Origin of the sequence: Collinsella sp. OM06-18AC, from assembly GCF_003438785.1 — a bacterium.
Classification (GTDB): Bacteria; Actinomycetota; Coriobacteriia; order Coriobacteriales; family Coriobacteriaceae; genus Collinsella.
Window position 1 is genome coordinate 1 of record NZ_QSTX01000003.1, and the last position, 21,078, is coordinate 21,078.

General features: G+C 62.7%; 21 protein-coding genes. 17 read left to right on the forward strand and 4 right to left on the reverse strand.

Annotated features, from left to right (window positions below):
* Window positions 1–233 precede the first annotated feature (233 nt).
* From DXB86_RS02420 to hisE, 14 genes are all read left to right on the forward strand, one after another.
* Window positions 234–650: a PTS sugar transporter subunit IIA gene (locus tag DXB86_RS02420; protein ID WP_117564884.1), complete on the forward strand. Its 417-nt coding sequence runs from the start codon at window positions 234–236 to the stop codon at window positions 648–650.
* Between the two features lie 16 nt (window positions 651–666).
* Window positions 667–1,137, forward strand: coding sequence for a PTS sugar transporter subunit IIB (locus DXB86_RS02425; RefSeq protein ID WP_117564885.1), 471 nt, complete (start codon window positions 667–669; stop codon window positions 1,135–1,137).
* Window positions 1,138–1,145: 8 nt separating this feature from the next.
* Window positions 1,146–1,937, forward strand: a complete 792-nt coding sequence (locus tag DXB86_RS02430; RefSeq protein ID WP_117564886.1) for a PTS sugar transporter subunit IIC — start codon at window positions 1,146–1,148, stop codon at window positions 1,935–1,937.
* Window positions 1,927–2,763: a PTS system mannose/fructose/sorbose family transporter subunit IID gene (locus DXB86_RS02435; RefSeq protein WP_117564887.1), complete on the forward strand. Its 837-nt coding sequence runs from the start codon at window positions 1,927–1,929 to the stop codon at window positions 2,761–2,763. Before DXB86_RS02430 ends, DXB86_RS02435 begins: the two co-directional genes overlap by 11 nt.
* 83 nt (window positions 2,764–2,846) lie before the next feature.
* Window positions 2,847–3,683 (forward strand): sugar phosphate isomerase/epimerase, encoded by an 837-nt coding sequence (locus tag DXB86_RS02440; RefSeq protein ID WP_117736023.1) that lies wholly within the window; start codon window positions 2,847–2,849, stop codon window positions 3,681–3,683.
* Between the two features lie 169 nt (window positions 3,684–3,852).
* Window positions 3,853–5,568: an ATP phosphoribosyltransferase gene (gene hisG, locus DXB86_RS02445; RefSeq protein WP_117736024.1), complete on the forward strand. Its 1,716-nt coding sequence runs from the start codon at window positions 3,853–3,855 to the stop codon at window positions 5,566–5,568.
* Between the two features lie 105 nt (window positions 5,569–5,673).
* Complete coding sequence (hisD, locus tag DXB86_RS02450) at window positions 5,674–7,110, forward strand: histidinol dehydrogenase (protein ID WP_117736025.1); 1,437 nt, start codon at window positions 5,674–5,676, stop codon at window positions 7,108–7,110.
* 1 nt (window position 7,111) lies between these two features.
* On the forward strand, window positions 7,112–8,227 hold the full coding sequence (hisC, locus tag DXB86_RS02455) for a histidinol-phosphate transaminase (RefSeq protein WP_117736026.1): 1,116 nt from the start codon (window positions 7,112–7,114) through the stop codon (window positions 8,225–8,227).
* A complete protein-coding gene (gene hisB, locus DXB86_RS02460) occupies window positions 8,228–8,815 on the forward strand; it encodes an imidazoleglycerol-phosphate dehydratase HisB (protein WP_117736027.1) in 588 nt (195 codons plus the stop codon). It begins immediately after the preceding gene.
* A 137-nt stretch (window positions 8,816–8,952) separates the two neighbouring features.
* The gene (locus DXB86_RS02465) at window positions 8,953–9,654 is read left to right on the forward strand and encodes an imidazole glycerol phosphate synthase subunit HisH (protein ID WP_233504120.1); all 702 of its coding nucleotides are present in this window, start codon (window positions 8,953–8,955) and stop codon (window positions 9,652–9,654) included.
* The gene (locus tag DXB86_RS02470; RefSeq protein WP_117648476.1) at window positions 9,651–10,394 is read left to right on the forward strand and encodes a HisA/HisF-related TIM barrel protein; all 744 of its coding nucleotides are present in this window, start codon (window positions 9,651–9,653) and stop codon (window positions 10,392–10,394) included. Before DXB86_RS02465 ends, DXB86_RS02470 begins: the two co-directional genes overlap by 4 nt.
* Window positions 10,395–10,397: 3 nt before the next feature.
* Window positions 10,398–11,180: an imidazole glycerol phosphate synthase subunit HisF gene (hisF, locus tag DXB86_RS02475; protein ID WP_089573592.1), complete on the forward strand. Its 783-nt coding sequence runs from the start codon at window positions 10,398–10,400 to the stop codon at window positions 11,178–11,180.
* Window positions 11,181–11,321: 141 nt separating this feature from the next.
* On the forward strand, window positions 11,322–11,651 hold the full coding sequence (gene hisI, locus DXB86_RS02480; protein WP_117736029.1) for a phosphoribosyl-AMP cyclohydrolase: 330 nt from the start codon (window positions 11,322–11,324) through the stop codon (window positions 11,649–11,651).
* Window positions 11,652–11,696: 45 nt separating this feature from the next.
* Entirely contained in the window at window positions 11,697–12,014 is a 318-nt protein-coding gene (gene hisE / locus DXB86_RS02485; protein ID WP_117736030.1) for a phosphoribosyl-ATP diphosphatase, read from the forward strand.
* A 27-nt stretch (window positions 12,015–12,041) separates the two neighbouring features.
* On the opposite strand, the gene DXB86_RS02490 is transcribed toward hisE, so the two are convergent.
* The 3 genes from DXB86_RS02490 to DXB86_RS02500 form a co-directional block, all read right to left on the reverse strand.
* The gene (locus DXB86_RS02490; protein ID WP_117736031.1) at window positions 12,042–12,953 is read right to left on the reverse strand and encodes a PHP domain-containing protein; all 912 of its coding nucleotides are present in this window, start codon (window positions 12,951–12,953) and stop codon (window positions 12,042–12,044) included.
* Window positions 12,954–13,073: 120 nt separating this feature from the next.
* Window positions 13,074–13,493 (reverse strand): nitrous oxide-stimulated promoter family protein, encoded by a 420-nt coding sequence (locus tag DXB86_RS02495; RefSeq protein ID WP_089573587.1) that lies wholly within the window; start codon window positions 13,491–13,493, stop codon window positions 13,074–13,076.
* Window positions 13,493–17,059: an ATP-binding cassette domain-containing protein gene (locus tag DXB86_RS02500; RefSeq protein ID WP_117736032.1), complete on the reverse strand. Its 3,567-nt coding sequence runs from the start codon at window positions 17,057–17,059 to the stop codon at window positions 13,493–13,495. The genes DXB86_RS02495 and DXB86_RS02500 overlap by 1 nt, the downstream gene beginning before the upstream one ends.
* Window positions 17,060–17,442: 383 nt before the next feature.
* Between DXB86_RS02500 and larC the strand changes: the two genes are divergently transcribed.
* From larC to mazG, 3 genes are read left to right on the forward strand one after another with little or no spacing between them, the layout of a single operon-like run.
* Window positions 17,443–17,928: a nickel insertion protein gene (larC, locus tag DXB86_RS02505; protein ID WP_233504121.1), complete on the forward strand. Its 486-nt coding sequence runs from the start codon at window positions 17,443–17,445 to the stop codon at window positions 17,926–17,928.
* Window positions 17,929–17,985: 57 nt separating this feature from the next.
* Window positions 17,986–18,534 carry a phosphodiesterase gene (gene yfcE / locus DXB86_RS02510; protein ID WP_117736034.1) on the forward strand — a complete coding sequence of 183 codons (549 nt, stop codon included), beginning with the start codon at window positions 17,986–17,988 and terminating at the stop codon, window positions 18,532–18,534.
* Window positions 18,535–18,536: 2 nt separating this feature from the next.
* Complete coding sequence (gene mazG, locus DXB86_RS02515) at window positions 18,537–19,397, forward strand: nucleoside triphosphate pyrophosphohydrolase (protein ID WP_117736035.1); 861 nt, start codon at window positions 18,537–18,539, stop codon at window positions 19,395–19,397.
* Window positions 19,398–19,447: 50 nt separating this feature from the next.
* Here the strand turns inward: mazG and DXB86_RS02520 are convergent, their stop codons facing one another.
* Window positions 19,448–20,815, reverse strand: a complete 1,368-nt coding sequence (locus tag DXB86_RS02520; RefSeq protein ID WP_117736036.1) for an ATP-binding protein — start codon at window positions 20,813–20,815, stop codon at window positions 19,448–19,450.
* Between the last annotated feature and the right edge of the window lie 263 nt (window positions 20,816–21,078).

The window sequence follows — 21,078 nt, forward strand, 5'->3', positions numbered from 1 at the left end:
ATCCCCGGCCTTGACGACGAGTTCCGCGTCATCGTGTCTCCGTGGATCCTTTCCTCGCTGATCACCGATCGCCTTGCCGCTTACTACGAGACGGTCACCAAGCACAACCTCAACTACCGTCGCTACTATCACCAGTTCGACTACTAATAGTTGACCACTCATTTAAGAAGCACCCTGCCCGGGCGCATGCGTCCGGGCATTTTTATGCCGAAATTCGCTAGGAAGGGGATCGAATGAGGCAGTTTATCGTGGCGTCCCATGCTCATTTCGCGTCTGGAATCGTCGAGAGCATCGGCCTGCTTTCCGGTGAGCGCGAAAACGTCCATGCGCTCTCTATGTATGTCGACGGAAACGAGGACCTGTCCAAGGAGGCTGCAGCGATTCTGGACGGCTTTGCCGCGGACGACGAAGTTGTCGTGTGCACTGACCTCTTTGGCGGCAGCGTCAACAACGAGTTCACCAAGATCGTCCAGACGCGTCCCAACACGCACCTCGTGACCAATATGAACTTGCCACTCCTTATTCAGCTGCTGTTCGTACCCGATTCCACTCCGATCGACGAGGCCATTCGCCAGATCGTCGAGGCGGACGACACTAAGGTCAAGTACGTCAACGACCTGCTGGGGCAGGCCGAACTCGATGAGTTTTAATCGTTAGGAGCACATCATGATTCAGATGATTCGTGTAGATTATCGACTGCTTCACGGCCAGGTTGCCGTTAGCTGGACCTCGGCTCTGGGTGCCGACTGCATCCTGTTAGTGAGCGACACGGTCCTCAATGACAAGCTTCGTCTGCAGGCCCTGTCCCTTGCAAAGCCCGAAGGATGCAAGGTCGTCGTCAAAAACACCGAGGATGCTGTCAAGGCGCTCCAGAGCGGTGTGACCGATAAGTACAAACTCTTCGTGGTTTGCGAGACGATTCAGCAGGCCGGTGCCGTCGCCAAGGCGATGGGAGTCAAGAAGATCAACCTCGGCAACGTTGCCTTTAGCGAGAATGCCCGCCAGGTCTCGACGAGCGTGTTCCTCACGCCCGAGAACGAGGCCTACGTGAAGGAGCTGCTCGGCGAGGGCTATGAACTGTTCATTCAGATGATTCCGGCAGATGCGAAGACTGACGCCGCGAAGGTCATCGGTTAGGGGCCGTCATGGTTATCAAGACAATCCTGATTTTCCTTATTGCCCTTTTGGGTTATTCCGAGTGGCTGACGGGCACGAGCTACCTCCAGCGCCCGATCGTGCTCGGACCTCTGGTTGGCCTTGTCATGGGCGACATGGTGACCGGCACGATCATGGGCGCCACGATGGAGCTTGCCATGGTCGGCGCCATCTCGGTCGGCGCCTATAACCCGCCCGATACGATTTCCGGCACTATCCTGGGCGTATCTCTTGCCATGCAGGCCGGCGCGGACGCTTCGGCGGCCCTGACCCTGGGTATTCCTATCGCCACGATCGTCCTGGCGCTCGACACGGCCCTGGGCCAACCGGTCATGCTGCTGCTGGTGCACCGTATCGACAAAAACGTCGAGGACGGAGACACCAAGGCCATCACGCGCAACATGCTCATCGCCGGTTACGCGCAGAGCTGGTGCGGCCTGCTGATTATTCCCCTGGCATTCTTCTTTGGTGCCGATGCTGTTGCCAGCCTGCTCAACATCATCCCCGATTTCGTTCAGACCGGCATGGATGTCGCCGCCGCCTTCTTGCCCGCACTCGGCTTTGCGATGCTGGCGCAGATGATTATGAACAAAACAGTGGCTCCGTTCTTCTTCGCTGGCTTCTTCCTCGTCGCCTACTTTGGCATTAGCACGACGGGCGTGGCGATCTTTGCCGCGATCATCGTCGTCGCGATGACGGTTTTGGGTGATAAGAAAAAAGCGGAGCAGCCCGCAGCGGCAACCGAGGATCCTGCGATTGGGAGTGGGTTCGATGAGTTTTAAGTTTGAGTCTTCTTACGACGGGCTGATTTCCCGCGCAGACCTTAAGAAGCTGTTCTGGCGCTCGATTCCCTATGAGCATTCCTGGAACTACGAGCGTATGGGCCATATCGGCTTTATGTGGGCCCTTATGCCGATCCTTCGCAAGCTGTATCCGCAGGATGCGGACTTTAAGGCCGCCCTTAAGCGCCATATGGAGCTCTATAACGTCACGCCGTACATCTCGACGCTTCCCATGTCCATCGCCGCTGCAATGGAGGAGGTCAACGCTACTGACGATAGCTTTGACACGAGCGCGATCTCTAATGTCAAGCTTGCTTTGATGGGGCCGCTGTCCGGCGTGGGCGATGCTTTCTACTGGGGCACGCTGCGAATTTTGGCAACGGGTGTCGGCACGTCGCTGGCGCTGCAGGGCTCTATTCTTGGCCCGATTTTGTTCCTGCTCGTGTTCAACGTTCCTCACTACATCATCCGTTACCTGCTGACGTTTGTGGGATATCGCTTTGGCTCGGACATGATCAGCAAGGTCCAGGAATCGGGCATTATGGACACGATCGTCAAGATGGCCTCTATCATGGGCGCCATGGTGATCGGCGCTATGACCATGGAGATGGTCACCGTGGACATTCCGCTCATGGTCGGCGCAGGCGATGGCGCTCAGACGCTCGCCGAGCTGCTCAACGGAATCTTCCCGGGCTTTGTCACGATGGGACTGTTTGGAATTGTCTATCTCATGCTAAAGAAGAAGATGAATCCGCTGCTCATCATGCTCGTGATCCTACTCGTGAGTATCGCCGGCGCGTTCTTTGGAGTGCTTGGTGTTCAGTAGGGCATCCGTCATAATTAAAACAATGTAAGAGGGGGCGTCGCGCACATTGTGCTGCGGCGCCCTTTTGCCGAAAGGTGGACAAGATGGAGTATCCGCAGCTTGCCGTCATGAATATCAGCCATCGCTATTTTGACCTTGAGGAATTCTTTTCCTCGGCTGCGGCCTCGGGCTACACGTGTTGCGAGCTTTGGACCGGGGCGATGCATCTGTATGTCGATTGCCATGGATACGATTCGCTCGAGCAGGTGCGGGAGCTGTCACAGCGGTATGGGGTTCGGATTGTGGGGCTTTGCCCCGAACAGAACAACCCCAAGCCGTGGAATATCGCGGCGCGCGGGAATGAAGCGCGTGCCCGCACGCTCGCGTACTTTAAGAACGTTGTGGATATCGCGGCGGAACTTGGAGCCGAGCAGGTCATGGTTTCGAGCGGTTGGGCATTTTTGAACGAGCCGATCGAGGACGCGTGGGGTCGCAGCGCCTCGATGCTGCGTGCGATTGCCGAGCATGCGGGAGCGCGCGGCGTGCGACTGGTGCTCGAGGCTCTACAACCGGTTGAGTCGATAATCGTGAACTCGGCGGCCGACACGAAGCGCATGATTGAGGCAGTTGATCATCCGGCACTTAAGGCGTGTCTGGATATGGGCGCCATGGCGGTGGCGGGGGATACCATCGACGATTATTTCGATCTGCTTGGCGATGATGTCGCCCACGTGCATTTTGTCGATGTTGCGGCAGATGGCACGACGCATCTTGCCTGGGGTGACGGCAACCGCGACATGCGCGCCGACCTGGATAGGCTGGTGGCGCGCGGCTATCGCGGAGTTGTTTCGGCCGAGACCTATGACGGGCGCTATTTTGCCGACCCCGCAGCTGCCGATGCGCAGGTAATGGCAGAGTATCGTCGTGCGATTGGCGCCTAAGTGGGGTTGGGTTGCGGCAACTTACCCTATGTTTCCAAATGAATACGGTGTGAGCGGCGGCGACGGATTTTCCCCGCAAGCACTCTAGTATGCTAAAGTACGCAGAAGACCGGCGGAGCTATGCCGGCCTTCTGTTCCATATGAAACACAGCATGAGGAGGCTCACCAGATGACGGCCACACCGTGGGGATTCCGGGACATATTGCCCGAGGAGGCTCAGGCGCGCGAGGAGATTGCGCTGACGGTGAAGGGCTGCTTCAGGGAGCATCATTACCTTCCGGTCGAAACGCCGCTGCTCGAGGACAAGGGTTCACTCGAGGAAGGCGGCCGCATCGCGGACACGCCGTTTAAGCTTTTTGACGATGATGGCCGTCTGCTGGTGGTCCGTCCCGACAACACATTACCGATCGTGCGTCTGGTCTCGACCCGCATGCGCGCGGCCGACCTGCCCCTGCGCCTGCGCTATGAGGCGCCGGTGGTTCGCGAGTGCCAGCGCAATGCCGGTGGCTCGCGTCAGTTTACGCAGCTGGGCTTTGAGCTTATCGGTGCGGGCGATACCGCGGGCGATGTCGAGATTGTCTCGCTCGTGGCCGAGGCCGTGCGCGAGCTGGCGCTGCCCGATGCGCGCATTATCGCAGGTAGCGTGCGTCCGTTTAAGGAGCTGCTCGCGGCGTGCGAGGATCGCGAGCTGGCCGCCGAGGCCTTGCGCTGCGTGCACGCCAACGACTTTGTGGGCCTCGATGCCCGCGTGGCGGCAAGCGCCGAGTCCGATGCCGTCAAGGCCGCCATTAGCGAGTTGCCGCGTCTGCACGGCGGTGCCGAGGTACTCGACCGCGTGGACGCGCTGCTGGAGGCCGCCGGTATCGTCGCGCCGCTGACGCGCGAGCTGCGTGCCCTGGTCGAGGGCCTGGCACCCGAGGACGCCCAGGTGCTGTCGTTCGACTTCTCCATCATGAACTCTTTCGATTACTACACGGGCCTGGTCTTTAAGGCCTATGCCGGCGGCCTACCCGATCCGGTCGGCTCGGGCGGACGCTACGACTCTATCTTTACCGGCGCATTTGGCGACGGCATCGAGGTGCCGGCGGCGGGCTTCGCCTTTTCGCTCGAGCGCCTGGAGGCCGCGCGCACCTCGGCCGAGGACGCCGCTTCCGATGGCGATCACGCCGTGGGTCGTGGCGTCGAGGGCCCGCTTCGCATCGCCGTGCCCAAGGGCTCGCTCAAGGCCGACACGCTCGACGTGCTCGAGGCCGCGGGCTTGGATGTCTCGGAGCTGCGCGACCCCGGCCGTCACCTGATCGTGCGCGGCCGCGACACGCGTGCCGGCGAGGGCGCGGTCGGCGATATCGAGTTTGTCATCGTGCGTCCCAGCGACGCGCCCGCCTTTGTGGGCTGCGGCGGTGCCGACTGCGGCATCTGCGGCTGGGACTCGCTCATCGAGGCCGACCTCAACCTGCTACAGCTGGTCGATCTGGGCTACGGCCTGTGCACCTTTATCGAGGCGGAGCCCGCATGGCGCGCCGGTCAGGCCGAGCGCAACTATGCCCGCCGCGGGTCGCTTCGCGTGGCAACCAAATACCCGCGCATCGCGAGCGCCTGGTATGCCGAGCGCGGCGTGAACGCCGACATCGTTTCGCTGCACGGCAACATCGAGCTGGGACCCATCGTCGGCATGACCGATCGCATCGTGGACATTACCGCCACGGGTGCCACGCTGCGCGACAACGACTTGGTCATCACCGGCCGCATCATGGACTGCACGGCCCGCTTCTTTGTCAATCCGGGCGCCGCACGTCTGGATCCGCGCGTACGCAATCTGGCAGATCGCTTGGCGGCAGCCGTGAAGGACAAGCATTTTGAGCCCGTTGCGGGCTCGGCACAATAGCGCGAGCACGCACGGGCGCCCCAACGTCCGGGCGGCGGGCCGACTGACGCCGCCGCCCGGTCTCTCGTTTTTCGAACAAAACCTCGACCGATAGGGGATACCGAAATGAAGACCATCAAGCTTGCTCCCGGTGAGCGCCTCGTTACCAACCAGCTCAACCGTAAGGGCGTGCTGCCGCAAAACATCGTCGACGCCGCTCGCGATATCGTGGCCAACGTGCGTGCCAACGGCGATGCCGCGGTGCGCGATTACTGTCAGCGTTTTGACGGTGTTGAGCTGCAGAGCTTCCGTCTTCCGCAGGAGCAGATCGATGCCGCGCTCGAAGGCCTCGATCCGGCCTTTGTCGCCGCGCTCGAAAAGGCTGCGCGCCAGATTCGCGAGTTCCACCAGCGCGAGGTCGAGCAGAGCTGGTTTACCACGCGCCCGGACGGCACGATGCTCGGCGTTAAGGTGACCCCGCTTGCTGCGGCCGGCATCTACGTGCCGGGCGGTCGCGCGCAGTACCCTTCCACCGTGCTTATGAACGCCATTCCCGCCAAGGTTGCCGGCGTTGAGCGCGTGGTCATGGTGACCCCGCCGCAAAAAGATGGACTGATTAGCCCGTATACGCTCGCGGCGGCCAAGCTCGGCGGCGTGGACGAAATCTATATGGTGGGCGGCGCCCAGGCCGTGGCCGCGCTGGCGTACGGTACCGAGACCATTCCGCGCGTCGACAAAATCACCGGCCCGGGCAACGCCTTTGTTGCCGCTGCCAAGCAGATTGTCTCGGGTGACGTGGGTATCGACATGGTCGCCGGTCCCTCCGAGGTCTGCGTGCTGGCCGATGCCACGGCCAAGCCTATGGTGGTCGCGGCCGACCTGATGGCTCAGGCCGAGCACGATCCGCTGGCGGCCTGCTATCTGGTGACCTGCGACGAGCAGTTTGCGCGTGAGGTCGAGGCGGGTATCGACATTCTGGTAGCGCAGTCCCCGCGTGCCGAGATTACGTGCGCTTCGCTCGATAACGAAGGCGCCATCGTGGTGGCCGCCGACATGGCGGCCGCCGTCGAGGCCGTGAACACCGTGACGCCCGAGCACCTCGAGCTGCACTGCAAGGATGCGATGGGCCTGCTCGGCGGCATTCGCAACGCCGGCGCCATCTTTGTGGGCGCTTGGAGCTCCGAGCCGCTCGGCGATTACGTTGCCGGTCCCAACCACACGTTGCCGACCGGCGGCACGGCCATGTTCTCCAACCCGCTTTCGGTCGAAGAGTTCGTTAAGCGCTCGAGCGTTATATGCTATACGCCCGAGGGCCTGCTCTCCGACGCTCCCGCTACGCAGCGTCTGGCCGAGGCCGAGGGCCTGTGGGCGCACGCGCTTTCGGCCGCACTGCGTCGCCGCGTGTTGGAGCAGGGCGAGGATGCCGTGAGCGCCGAGTCGCTCGCCGCGGCCGACCTGACCAAGGTTGCCTGGCCGGGCGACGCCGTGGCGACGGTTGCCGAGGGCGTGGACCTGGCGGCTGCAGGCGCAGATGGCGCTGGCGTAACCGGCGGGGAGGCCTAATATGGCCGAACTCACGCCTCGCATGAAGGAGCTCGTCCAGCCTTACCTGGCCGGTATTGAGCCCTACGATCCCAACTTTACGCCCACGCGCATCAACCTTTCGGCCAACGAGAACACCTATCCCGTGCCGGCTGGCGTGCGCGAGGCGGTCGACGCCGCCCTGGCTGCCACGCCGCTCAACCGCTATCCCGACCCCATGTCCAACGACCTGCGCGACGAGCTTGCCGCTTGGCATGGCGTGACGCGCGAGAATGTCTGCGTGGGCAACGGCGGCGACGAGCTGCTCTATAACTACCTGTTGGCGTTTGGCGGCGCGGGACGGACCCTGCTCAACTGCCCGCCGTGCTTTAGCGAGTATGCGTTCTTTGCGTCGCTCTGTCAGACCGAGGTGCGCGACGTGTGGCGCGACCCCGCGACCTTTGAGCTCGACCAGGCAGCCGTGCTTGCGGCGGCGTCCGAGTGCAACCTGGCAATCGTGACCTCGCCCAACAACCCCACGGGTGGCGTGGCACCGCTCGACTTTGTCGCGGCGCTGTGCGATGCGTGCCCCGGCATGGTAATGGTTGACGAGGCCTACGTGGAGTTTGCCGACGATTCGTTTGGCGCGGTCACCACGGCGCAGGGGCTTATCGCCGAGCATCCCAACCTGGTGATTCTGCATACGTTGTCCAAGGCGTTTGGCGCTGCCGGTACGCGTCTGGGTTACGTGATCGCGGCGCCGGAAGTCATCGACGTGTTCGCGGCGATTCGCCAGATCTATTCAGTTAACGTGCTGAGCCAGGCGGCAGCACTTGCCTGCGTGCGTGCCCGTGATGCCTACACGCCCGTGGTGGCACAGATCGCATCCGAGCGCGAGCGCGAGCTGTGCGCCCTGCGCGCAATGGCTGCCGAGGGCATGCCCGTGGAGGCATGGCCGAGCGCGGCGAACTTTGTGCTCGTGCGCACGCCGCATGCCACGCGCGTGCGCGAGCGTCTGCGCGACGAGTATTCGATTTTGGTGCGCGACTTTAGCTACGCGCCGGGGCTTGCGGACTGTCTGCGCATCACTGTGGGTACGCCGCAGGAAAACGACGAGGTGCTGGCCGCGTTTGCCGCGCTGGTGAAGGAGGAGATGTAGATGGACCGCTATGCCGAGGTAACCCGCAAGACGGGCGAGACCGACATTGTCGTAAAGCTCGACCTGGACGGATCTGGCGTGTGCGATATCTCGACCGGCGTGCCGTTTTTCGACCACATGCTCAACGCTTTTGGCCGCCATGGCCTGTTCGATCTGACGGTGCATGCGGTGGGCGACGTCGAGGTCGACGCGCACCACACCGTTGAGGACACGGGCATTGTGCTGGGCGAGGCGTTTTGCCAGGCGCTGGGCGACAAGGCGGGTATTACGCGCTTTGCCGACGCGGCGATCGCCATGGACGAGACACTCGTGATGGCCGCCGTGGATATCTCGGGTCGCGGGCAGGCCTATTGCGAGCTGCCCGTGCCGACTGAGCGCGTGGGCAGCTTTGATACCGAGCTGGCCGTCGAGTTCTTCTATGCCTTTGCGCGCGATGCCAAGCTCACGCTGCACGTGCGCGAGCTGGCGGGCGGTAACTCGCATCACATTATCGAGGCCGCCTTTAAGGCCGTGGGCCGCACGATGCGCCACGCCTGCGAGCTCGATCCCCGCGCGCAAGGTATTCCCAGCACCAAGGGCTCGCTGTAACCTGCCAAAAAGGGACAGGTTTATTTTGACAGGTTTTATCTGCGGAAATGCTGTCTCATGCGGTGGGTAAACGTTTTACCGACCAAAATAAACCTGTCCCTTTTTGGCAGGTTTTGAATGGGAAAAGGGAGGGTCGCGTGGGCGAACTGAAGATCGTGGTGGTCGACTACCACAAGGGCAACTTGTCGAGCGTCGTGCGCGGGCTTGCGCGCGCCGGTGCTGCCGCCTGCACGTCGGACGATCCGGAGCAGATCCGCAACGCCGACGGCCTGGTCATCCCGGGCGTGGGTGCGTTCTATGACGCGATCGCCTTTATGCGTCAGAGCGGCGAGGAGGTGGCCGTGCTCGATGCCGTTGCCGCCGGAACTCCGCTGCTCGGCATCTGCCTGGGCCTTCAGCTGTTTTTTGAGCGCGGCAACGAGGGCGTGCCTGCGAACGAGGACGCGGACGCGGACGACGATGCCTCCGAGCAGGCCGGTGGTCCCTGGGTCGATGGCCTGGGCATCATGCGTGGCTCGTGCACGCACCTGGAGTCGAGCTGTCTGAAGGTCCCGCACGTGGGCTGGGACCAGGTGCACATGACGCCCGCCGGTGCTGCCGACCCGCTGCTCGCCGGTTTTGCCGAGGGCGCCAACATGTATTTCACTCACAGCTACGCGGTGGCCGACGACGTCGATGCCGCCGATGTGTTGGCGCGCACGCACTATACACGGAGCTTCCCGTGCATCGTGCGCCACGGCAACGTGTGGGGCTGCCAGTTCCATCCCGAGAAATCCTCTGCGCTGGGTCAGCGCATCCTTAAGAACTTCGTGAGCATCGTCGAGGGGGCCGGCCGATGATTCTGTTTCCCGCAATCGATTTGATCGGCGGCAAGGTCGTGCGCCTGGAGCGCGGCGACCGGAGCCGCTGTAAGGTGTATTCTGACGACCCCGTGGCCGTTGCCCGCTCCTTTGCCGAGCAGGGCGCGAGCTGGGTGCACGTCGTCGACCTGTCCGCTGCCTTTGGCGAGGACGAGGACGCGTGCGCTGCCAACTTGGCAGCGATTAAGGCCATCTGCGGCGTCGACGGTCTGTCCGCGGACGTGGGCGGCGGCGTTCGTTCGCTCGCGCGCATCGACGAGCTGGCCGGCTACGGCGCGCGTCGCATCGCGCTAGGCACGGTGCTCGTGACCGAGCCGGGATTTGCCGAGGTGGCGGCGCAAGGCTTTGGCGAGTTACTGGTGGCAGACATTGCCGCCCGTGACGGCCAGGTCAAGGTGAATGGTTGGCGCGACGGCGCGGGTGTGGCGCTCGACGACGCCGTGGCGCAGCTCACCGAGCTGGGCTTTAAGCATCTGGTGTATACCGACATCGCGCGCGATGGCATGCAGACGGGCATCGACGTGGCGGCGTATCGCCATGTGGCCGAGGTCGCGGGCTTTCCCGTCGTGGCTTCGGGCGGCATCTCGACGCTCGACGATATCCGCGCACTGGCCGCGGTGGGCGAGGATGCCATCGAGGGTGCCATTACCGGTCGTGCGCTCTACGAGGGCAACTTTACGCTGGCCCAGGCGTTGGCCGCCGCCCGAGGGAAGGAGTAGCCCATGCTTGCCAAACGCGTGATTCCCTGTCTGGATGTTAAGGACGGCCGCGTGGTCAAGGGCGTCAACTTTGTGAGCCTGCGCGATGCTGGCGACCCGGTGGAGCTGGCGCGCGCCTACGACCGCGAGGGTGCAGACGAGGTCGTCTTCCTGGACATTACCGCGACGAGCGACAACCGCGCGACGACCATCGAGATGGCGGCGCACGCGGCCGAGGAGCTCGTTATTCCCTATACCGTGGGCGGCGGTTTCCGCGACTTGGCGGGCATGCGAACCATGGTTGCCGCCGGTGCCGACAAGGTGTCGCTTAACTCTGCCGCCGTGCGCGATCCGTCGTTGATCAGCCAGGCCGCCGCGGCGTTTGGCAGCCAGGCCGTGGTCGTGGCGATTGATGCCAAGCGCGTGGGCCTGCCCGGTCAGCCGGATGCCGACAAGTGGGAGGTCTTCACGGCGGGCGGTCGCAACGCCACGGGTATCGATGCGGTGGCGTGGGCCGAGGAAGCGGCTCGTCGCGGCGCCGGTGAGATCTTGCTCACCAGCATGGATCGCGACGGCACCAAGGCTGGCTTCGACCTGGCACTCACCCGCGCCGTGGCGCGCGCGGTGCCGATCCCGGTGATCGCAAGCGGCGGCGTGGGCACGCTCGAGCATTTTGCCGAGGGCGTGATCGAGGGCGAGGCCGATGCCGTGCTGGCGGCCAGCGTCTTTCACTTTGGAACTTTCAGCATTCGCCAGGTGAAGGAGTATATGGCCAGCCAAGGCATCCCTGTGAGGCTGGACTTCTAGTGCTGCGGCTTGCCCAGGCGCCCGACCTTCCGGCTCCAACCCTCCTCGCGTACTTAAGTACGCGTCGTCGGGCTTGTCGCTCGGAATCTCGGGCACCTGGACAACCCTCGCCGACATGCGGGATTTTAATTGGGGAGAGAAATGGAAGAGATAACCGATCCTTCAAGGCTTACGTACGATGCCCACGGGCTGATTCCTTGCGTGGTTCAGCAGTATGACACCGGCGAGGTGCTTATGGTTGCTTGGATGAACGAGGAATCGGTGGGGCTGACGCTCAAGACCGGGACCACGTGGTTTTGGAGCCGCAGCCGCCAGGAGCTCTGGAACAAGGGCGCGACGAGCGGCAACATGCAAGCGGTCAAGGAGCTTTGGGCCGACTGCGATAGCGATACGCTGCTGGTCAAGGTCGACTCTCCGGGCCCGGCTTGCCACACCGGCAACCGTACCTGCTTCTTTAAGAAACTCGCGTAGGGCGGGCGCTCGATTAGACGCTCGGTTACCAGAAAGGATTGAACTATGGGTGTACGCACCGCAAATGTTCAGGATGGAAATATCGGCGAGACACTGACGGGTCTGGCCGAGGTGATTCACGGTCGTCGCGATGCGTCGCCACAGGAGAGCTACACCGCTCGTCTGTTGACCGACGTCGAGGACGAGCTGCTCAAGAAGCTTGCCGAGGAGGCGAGCGAGGTCATCATGGCCTGCAAGGATAACGACCATGACCACATCCGCTACGAGGCCGGCGACCTGGTCTACCATCTGCTCGTAACGCTCGAACGCTACGGTATCACCCTCGACGAGCTGGCCGGCGAACTCAACGCCCGCCGCCGCTAGTCATTTAAGAACGTCCCCAATGACTAGTTAGGCGAGGGGTGTGGGTTCCCATTCGCCGGTGGGGTGGGGGATGTCGAAGGTTCGGTAGCCGCAGTCGTAGGCGTGGGCCTGGGCCGCGCGGATTTTCCAGCAGATATCGCAGGCGCGGTGCGCGTCCGAGCCAAAGGTAATGGGCACCTCGGCATGGGCAAAGCAGCGCAAAAGGCCGGTTGCGGGATAGTAGTCGCCGAGGCCCTTGCGCGGCGCGGCGGTCGAGACCTCAACGCGGCGACCCGTATCGTGGGCGCACTCGGCCATCTGCCTCCAAAACGGCGCGGGGTCAAAGTCGGGCGCGAAGCCTTCCTTCGAAAAACGCATGACCAGGTCGGGGTGAGCCATCACATCAAAACTGAGCGAGCTTTCGCAGGCGTGGCACCAGTCGTCGACGTAGCGCTCCCATACGCCGCGTACGCCTAAGTTTTCCCAAACGTGCAGGTTGGTGTCGTCGTCGATCCAGCCGCAGCGTGAGTCGGGCGTATCGGGGCGCGCGGCGTTTTCCGTTCCCGCCGTACCCGCGGCACCTGCCATGGTATCGCCGGGGTCGCCAATCCAGTGCACGCTGCCCAAGCGCACCACGGCGTCCTGGGACCAGCGCTCTACCAAGGGCTCGCAGCCTTCGTACCAATCGCATTCAAAACCGTAGATAAAGGTGAGCTCCGGCGCAATCTGCGCGGCGAGTTTGCGGGCGTCCTCAAAGGCCAGGCGATGTGCCGGCAAGTCGCCCTCGACGACCTGCACCTCGCAGTTGGCGTCCATGCTGGCGGGCAGGGTGAGGTGGTCGGTCGAGACCATGACACGGCAGCCGGTGGCGGCAGCAGCGCGGACGTTGTCCTCAAACGAGGCATGGCCGTCCGAAAACGAAGTATGGGTGTGGCAATCGACCAGCGGACACGCGGGCATGGCGACTCCTTTGCATTTGGTGAATCCGCTCCATTGTAATGGTGCAGCTCTCAACACGCCGCGCACGCCGGGTGCCGAAATCGAGTGGAAAGGCGGGGCGGCGCGTGCCGGCGCCGGCGACTACTTGCTTCGTGCCGCCGCGCGTTTGGCCTGCACTGTTACCATCGCGTGTCTCACGGCGGTGATGGGGCGATAGCGGATCATACGCGGTCCCGACCAACGCATAACCTCGCGGATCTTCTCGCGCATGGCAGGCCGGTAACAATGCGAAGGACATGCCGAGCAAAATGTCTTGGTGCCCATGTGCGGGCAGTGCTCAATGCGCGCGATGGCGTATTTCTGCAGCTCGGCGCATTCGGGGCAGAGCGTAATGGTTCGAAGGCCGAGTTTCACGCGCACGGACTCATCGCCGCCAGCCTGTTCGACCACATGCCCGCCGCCATGATGCCCACGACACCACAGCGCAATCATCTGCGACACCATTTGGGCCTCACGCTCACGTTTGCGTGCTAGCTCCGGTGTGTCGACTGGGCGCGCCATTAGCTCAGCCTCCCGTGCTCGACCGAAAGCGAGAAATCGGCAAACGCGCAGGTGCTGGCACGGTGGCTCACGAGCACAATGGTCTTGCCGCGGCGCTTGAGCTCGTCGATTGCCTGCATCACGGACGCCTCGTTGAGAGCATCGAGCGCGCTGGTGGGTTCGTCGAGCAAGATGAAGGGTGCGTCGTTGAGGAAGATGCGCGCAAGGCCGATGCGCTGGCGCTCGCCGCCCGAAAGCGAGTCGCCCAGCTCGGCAACGGGCGTGTCGAGTCCCTGCGGCAGACGGTCGATGAGCGTGGTGAGTGAGGCGGAGCGGCAAGCGTCGAGCAGCTCGGCATCGGTGGCGTTGGCGTGCGCGACCAGCAGATTCTCGCGTACGGTGCCGCAGAACAGATGCGTGTCCTGGGTCATATAGGCCTCGTGGCTGCGCAGGCTCGCCGTGTTGATGTGGCGGGCATCGACGCCGCTCACCGTGATGGTGCCGGCTGCGGGGTCCCAAAAGCGCATGAGCAGCTTAAGCAGCGTCGACTTGCCCGAACCCGAGCGCCCCATGATGCAGGTCATGGTACCGGGCGCAAAGGTGCAGGTCACGTCGTCGAGGATGAGACTCGCAGCGGTGTCGTTCGCGACCTGCTCTGTGGCGCCCGCACCGCCCGCGTCCACGCCGCCCACATAGCTAAAGCTCACATGCCCGGCTGCGGCGCCGGCAAACTCAACGTTCTGTCCATCGGCGACCTCGGCGCACTGGGGCTGCTCGTCGAGCAAATCGAGCACGCGTGCGCCCGAGGCGAGCGTCTCCTGCAGTGAGGCGCCCAGGCGGCTCACGGCCATCACCGAGCCAAACGACGACACAAGGGTAAAGACGGCGACAAACGCTGCGGCAAAGTCAATCGTTCCCGCAGCCACCAGCTGCAGCGCACGCCCGAGCATCACCAGATTAGCCACAAGAATAAGCGCATCGGCTACGGCCTCGCTGACCGCCTGGCGGCGCTTGAGGCGCGCGTCCACGGCGCCGACTTGCTCGGTCAGCTTGCCCAGGGCACGGCTGCGATCGGTGCCACCGGCAAACTGGATGGTCTCGCCCGCGCCGCGCAGACTGTCGAGTACAAAGGCGCCCAGCTTACCGGCGCCCTCGCGGCTCTGGCGGCCGGTGGTGCCGCATGCCTTGGCCGAGGTCAGGGGCAGCAGCACGCCCAGGACCGCGTAGGCCACGAGCGCGATGCCCGCGAGCTCGGGGCTCACAGCCAGCAAAAAGCCCTCAAACACAACGGTGCAGACCAGAGCTATGGCAATGGGCGAGATGGTGTGCGCGTAGAAGACCTCGAGCAGCTCGATATCCGAGGTGACCAGGCTCACGAGCTCGCCCTTGCCGCGGCCCTCGAGCTTGGCGGGGGCGAGCTGGCGCAGGGCGCCAAACACCAGGTCGCGAATGTGTGCGAGCAGACGGAATGCGATGTAATGGTTGCAGAGCTGCTCGCCGTAGTGGAGCGGCCCGCGCGCGATGCCGCAGGCGGCGCAGGCCGCGCATGCTGCGATAAGACCAAGCCCCAAGGCGTTGCGGCCCAGCGCGGCCATAAGGCCAAGGGCGCCAAAGGCCGACACGAACGCGGCGGTGAGCATGCCGATGCTGCCCAGCGCGACGGCTAGCACAAGCCAGCCGGCAAGCGGTCGGACGAGCCCCATCATGCGCCACATGATGGACGGCGCCGAGCGACGGGCGCGGCCGGAGTCAGGCGCCGCGGCAGCGGAAGACGAACTAGTACCGTTGAGGCCATCGGCACAGGCGGCGCTGCCGTCAACAGCCTCAACCGCGCCGGCATCCTCAGCATCACCCTCTGCATACGCATATGCCGAGAGCTGCTCCTGGCTGTTCCACATGCGCGCATAGGCGCCCGCGGCGGCCAAGAGCTCGCCGTGAGTCCCGTGCTCGGCAATGCGGCCGCGTTCCAGCACCAGGATCTGATCGGCGTCCACGATCGTCGACAGGCGGTGTGCCACCACAATTACGGTGTGCTCGCCGGCAAGCGACGCGATGACCTCGCCGATCGCGGCCTCGCTTGCGGCATCGACGTTGCTCGTCGCCTCGTCAAACACATAGATGGGCGAGTTGTGCAGCAGGGCGCGGGCCATGCACACGCGCTGGCGCTGGCCGCCCGAAAGGTTGGTGCCGCCCTCGTTAATCACCATGTCGAGCCCGCCGTTGGCCTGCACAAAGGCCGCCACGCGCGTGCGGCCGAGCGCGCGCAAAAGCTCGGCGTCGGTGGCGTTGGGCTGGGCGAGCAGCAGGTTGTCGCGCAGGGTGCCGGCAAACAGGTAGCCGTTGGTGGGCACCAGCGTGACGGCGCGCATGAGTGAGGTGGCCGTGGCATCGCGCAGTTCAACGCCGCCGATGCGAACGCTGCCACGGTAGGCACCCTTGCGGCCCGCGATAATCCCCGCGAGCGTGGACTTGCCGCCGCCGCTTTCGCCCACGAGTGTCACGAGCGAGCAGTGCGCAATGGTCGCGCTGGCGCTGTCCAGCACCGTGCGGTCGCCGTATGCATAGCTCACGCCCGCGAGCTCGATATTGCCGCGACCGTCAAGCTCAACATCGCCGCGCTCGGGCTCGGGCGTATCCAAAATGCCAAACATGCGGCGCGAGGCGGCCATGCCGTTCATAGCCGTGTGGAACAGCGATCCCAGGCGGCGCATGGGCAAAAAGAACTCCTGCGACAGAAAGACGATGAGGAAGGCCGCCTCAAAGCCGATCTTGCCCGTGGCGAGCTGCAGCGCGGCTACGATAATGCCGAGCGCGGCGCCCATATAGACGACCAGGTCCATAACGCAAATGGAGCGCAGCTGCATCACCAGCAGGCGCATGGTCGCTGTGCGGAAACGCTCGGACTCGGCGTTGATGCGCTCGTGCCAGCTGCGATCGGCCTGGTAGACCTTAAGGGTGGTGAGACCCTGCACGGCCTCCAGGAACATGCCGCCAAGATCGACATAGCTGCCCCAGTACTCGGCACCGATCTTTTTGGCGTTGCGCATGACCATCATGATGGAGACGGGGATGACCGGAACGCAGGCGAGCAGCAGCGCGGCGGGAAGACCCGCCTGGCCCACGAGCAGTACAAACAGCGTGATGGGTGCCAAGCCGGCAAAGAAGAGCTGCGGCAGGTAACCGCCAAAGTACACCTGGAGTTGCGTGGCGCCCTCGACGCTGGTCTGGACGGCCTCGGCGGTGGGGACGGTCTCGGTGTAGGAGGGGCCGAGTGCGGTGAGCTTGTCGTAGACGAGCGAGCGCACGCGGCGGACGGCCTCGAACGCGGCCTTGTCGCCGGCGCGTTGGGCCAGGTAGATGGAGGCGGCGCGCACGATGATGGCGGCGGCGAGCGGCAAGGCCGCCTGTGCGAGGGCATCGACGGCGAGCGCGGCGGAAAGACCGTCCGTGACGATGCCGCCCAAGATGCGCGCAAGCACCCACATCACCGTGATGATTGCCATGAGCGCTATCCATTTAAACAGGACGCTCGCCACAATGTAGGGCGTTGCCTGCGGAACCAGGGAGAAGAGCCGCTTCTCGAACATGAAACCTCCGATGCCGTAACGGTGCCGGGCGGGGTCCTCGGCAGCCGATTAGTTAGCCAAATGCAACTAGAGTAACATCGTGCAGCGGGTAAGTATGTCGAGGGTAATTTTTGGTCGATGAACTGCGTAGAAAGTCCAAAATTGTTGAGTGCGGCGAACTTTGTGGTGGACGGAGTGCGGGCGCAATTCTGATCGTGTGCGGCCTCGCTCCAAAACGTGTACGTCAGCCTCCAAAACCGACAAAAAATGACATGTTTGGAGGCTGACGTACACGTTTGGATAGGGGTGAGGGCGGCGACGGACGAATGTCACGCCTGTGCCACGTTCGATGTGCTAGCGTTTGGGTGAATAAAACGAGCCCGTGCGGAAAGGATTCGGACCGTATGCAACGTGGAAGTACATCTCCGCTGTCTCGCGAGACCGATGCGCCCGAAACTATCGTCAAGCTGGAGTGCGACATCGATGACGCGTCGCCCGAGGTGCTCGCCTACGCCGCTGACCGCCTGCGCGAGGCCGGCGCCCGCGAGGTGCACTGGCTGTCCCTCTACTGCAAAAAGGGCCGCCCCGGATGGCAGTTGCAGGTGATCTGCTCGCACGAGGATATCGAGCGCCTACAGACGATTATCTTTTTGGAGACCACGACCAACGCCGTTCGTCGCCAGGTGATGGAACGCGTCTGCCTGCCGCGTCGTTTTGAGCAGGTAGCGACGCCTTGGGGCGAGGTGGCCGTCAAAGTAGCCACCCTGCCCGACGGCAGTGAGCGTGCGGCGCCCGAGTACGAGGACTGCGCCCGTCTTGCCCGCGAGCATAATGTGCCGCTCCAGCGCGTGATGCAGGCGGCACAAGCCCCAGCACTGCGATTTGAATAGCGCGGCCGGCGACATCCCGCGCCCAGCCCCATCAACCCCACACCGAAAGGACTCCCCATGAAATACCTCATCGCTTCCGACATTCACGGCTCGGCATACTGGACCGAGCGCCTGGTCGCCGCCATCGAATCCGAGCAGCCCGACCGCATCGTGCTGCTGGGCGACCTGCTCTACCACGGCCCGCGCAACGACCTGCCGCGCGACTACGCCCCCAAGCGCGTGATTCCGCTGCTCAACGCCCTGGCCGACCGCATCATTGCCGTCCGCGGCAACTGCGACGCCGAGGTCGACCAGATGGTCCTCGACTTTCCCGTCATGGCGGACTACGCTACGCTGTTCGACGAGGCCGGCCGCGAGCTGTTCCTGACGCACGGCCACGTCTTTGGCGCCGGCATGCACAACAGCGTCGACCACGCGCCCGCGCTGCCCGAGGGCTCCACGCTCGTCTACGGCCACACGCACATTAAGGTCAACGAAGCGAGCGCGACGCACCCGGGCCTGTGGCTCTTCAATCCCGGTAGCGTGAGCATCCCCAAAGACGGCACGCACAGCTACGGTATCTACGAGGGCGGCGCGTTCCGCCACGTGATCCTGGAGGAGGAGTAACCATGTCCGAGCATATGGCTCAGCAAAATGCCGAGGGCTCGCGCGATCTGTCCACGCTGGTTGACGCGTCGGCCGAGCTGCAGCATTTGGTGCAGACCATCTGGCGTCTGCGTCAGCCCGATGGCTGCCCGTGGGACCGCGAGCAGACGCACCGCAGCATTGGCAAGAACATGATCGAGGAGGCCTACGAGGCGCTCGATTGCATCGAGGCGGACGACGTGGCGCATCTGCGCGAGGAGCTGGGCGACGTGCTCATGCAGGTGGTACTGCATGCGCAGATTGCGGCGGACGCCGGCGAGTTTACGCTTGCCGATGTGGCACGCGATATCGACGCCAAGCTCATCCGTCGTCATCCGCACGTGTTTGGCGATGCGGACGCCGAGGGCTCCGACGAGGTGCTCAAGATTTGGGACGAGGTTAAGCTTGCCGAGAAGGCTGCCAAGGACAAGGCCGTGGCGGCAGGCGAGGCTGCGCCCGAGGGCCTGCTCGACGGCGTGCCCACGCATCTGCCGGCGCTGATGCAGGCCCAGAAGGTGTCGCGCAAGGCGGCTGCCGTGGGCTTTGAGTGGGAGACGGTCCAGGACGTGTGGGACGAGGTCGCCGAGGAGCGTGCCGAGTTTGAGGCCGAGGAGCCTGGCTCGCCCGAGCGCGAGATGGAGTTTGGCGATTTGCTCTTTGCTCTGGTCAACGTCGCGCGCAAAGAGGGAATTGACGCCGAGAGCGCTCTGCGTGCCAGCACGGCCAAGTTCCGCCACCGTTGGGCCGCGATGGAGCAGATGGCGGCCGACGCCCACGTGGATCTTGCCGAGCTTTCGACCCACGGCCTCAACGACCTGTGGGACGCCGCCAAGGCAAACGAGTGACCTGCGCCTCATGCAGTATTCGTTTGCGTCAGCGCCTCACAGAGAGGTCTCTACAAGCAAAAAGCCATATACAGCGGAAGATGTGCCAGCTGTGCTTCGGCATCCCACTCGAGTTGTTTAGGATGCAGCACATATGCCGTCCCGATCTTCTTGTTAAAGCGTGCGCGGAACCGATCGAGGGAGATGGTCCCGTATTTGCGCGGCGACTTAACTTCGATGGGGCTGATGCGCGGCTTTCCAGCGGCGTTGATATAGGGTCGGGTAACGAGGAAGTCGATTTCCATGCGCTCCTCCCCCTCCTTCTTTCCGCTTTGGGAATAAAAGAAGAGCCTGTGCCCATTGGCCTTTAGAGATTGGGCAACGTAGTTTTCGGTCAGCATTCCTTCGTTCAATCCGATGTCGCCGCGAAGCACGGCCCTGTAAACGTCTTCATCGGTATCGTTGTTGTCAGAGAAGGCAAGCGTTACAAGCAGGCCGGTGTCTGCCATGTAGCACTTGAGGGCCGTTTGCTCCATGCTGAGCGAAAGGCCCACGCTCGGTTCGCTTGCGGCATAGCAGATATTGGCAATTCGCGCGTCTGCCAGCCAAAAGAAGGCTTCTTCGTAGGTGCGCATGCGTGCGTTTTTATCAAGTGAGGAAAGCTTGAATCGTTTTTCGTGCCTAGAGAGCTGACCCGGGATGCCATCAAGTACGGAGACGACTTTGAATTCGTAACCGGTTGCAAAACGAGAGATATCGTTGCGATAGAGCTGGACGATTCGGCGCTTCGAAGCGTCGACGGGCGCAAAAGCGCGCTGTTCAACATAGATGGATACCGGCTCAGGCATGCCGCCTACGAGCATGTATTCGCGCATAAGGGAGAGCGCTCTGCGATGTAGGGCATCGGGGAGCGGCTTCATCTTGTTAAAACTCATGCGAATGAGATCGGCCAGCCCCTTTTCGTCCATGCCCCAAAGAAACTCCTCAAAGTCGAGGGGCTCAAGTTCCAGAGACTCTTCCTCGGATGGGATGACGATATCTTTAATGTTCTGCTTGATGCTGAGCAGGGATCCAGTTTCGATGTAGTCGTAACGTCCGTCTGCAACGAGATACTTGATGAGTCCGCGTGCTTGCGGGTACATCTGGACCTCGTCAAAGACGATAAGCGTCTCGTGTTCATAGAGTTTGACGTTATAGAAAACCGAGAGATAGAGGAAGAGCGAGTCGAAGTCAGTGCGGTAGTCCTCAAAATATTGCTTAACTTCGGCAGGTGCTTGAAAGAAATCAATGACAAGGCAGGACTTGTATTCGGTTTCTCCAAACATGCGGGCAAGCGTGCTCTTGCCGACGCGACGGGCTCCTTCAATAAGAAGTGCCGTTTTACCAGCGCTTTCATGCTTCCATTTTAGTAGTTTGTCATAGGCTTTTCGTTTAAGCATGGCTACCTCGTACACGATATCCAGAACTTTTATAACCTGATTATGCACGATATCCAGAACTTCAGACCATTAGAATTGCACGATATCCAGAACTTTGCACGATGTAAAAGCACATTATTGGCTCTTTCATTCGCAAGCCAGGTAAAGACGGTATGCCGATAGAAGAATTTAATGGGGGGGGCGACCTCTAGAGATGAATGCTCGGTGCAAAAACAAGCGCCCCAAAGAATGATTTCTCCAATTCATATGTATCCCTCGGCTAA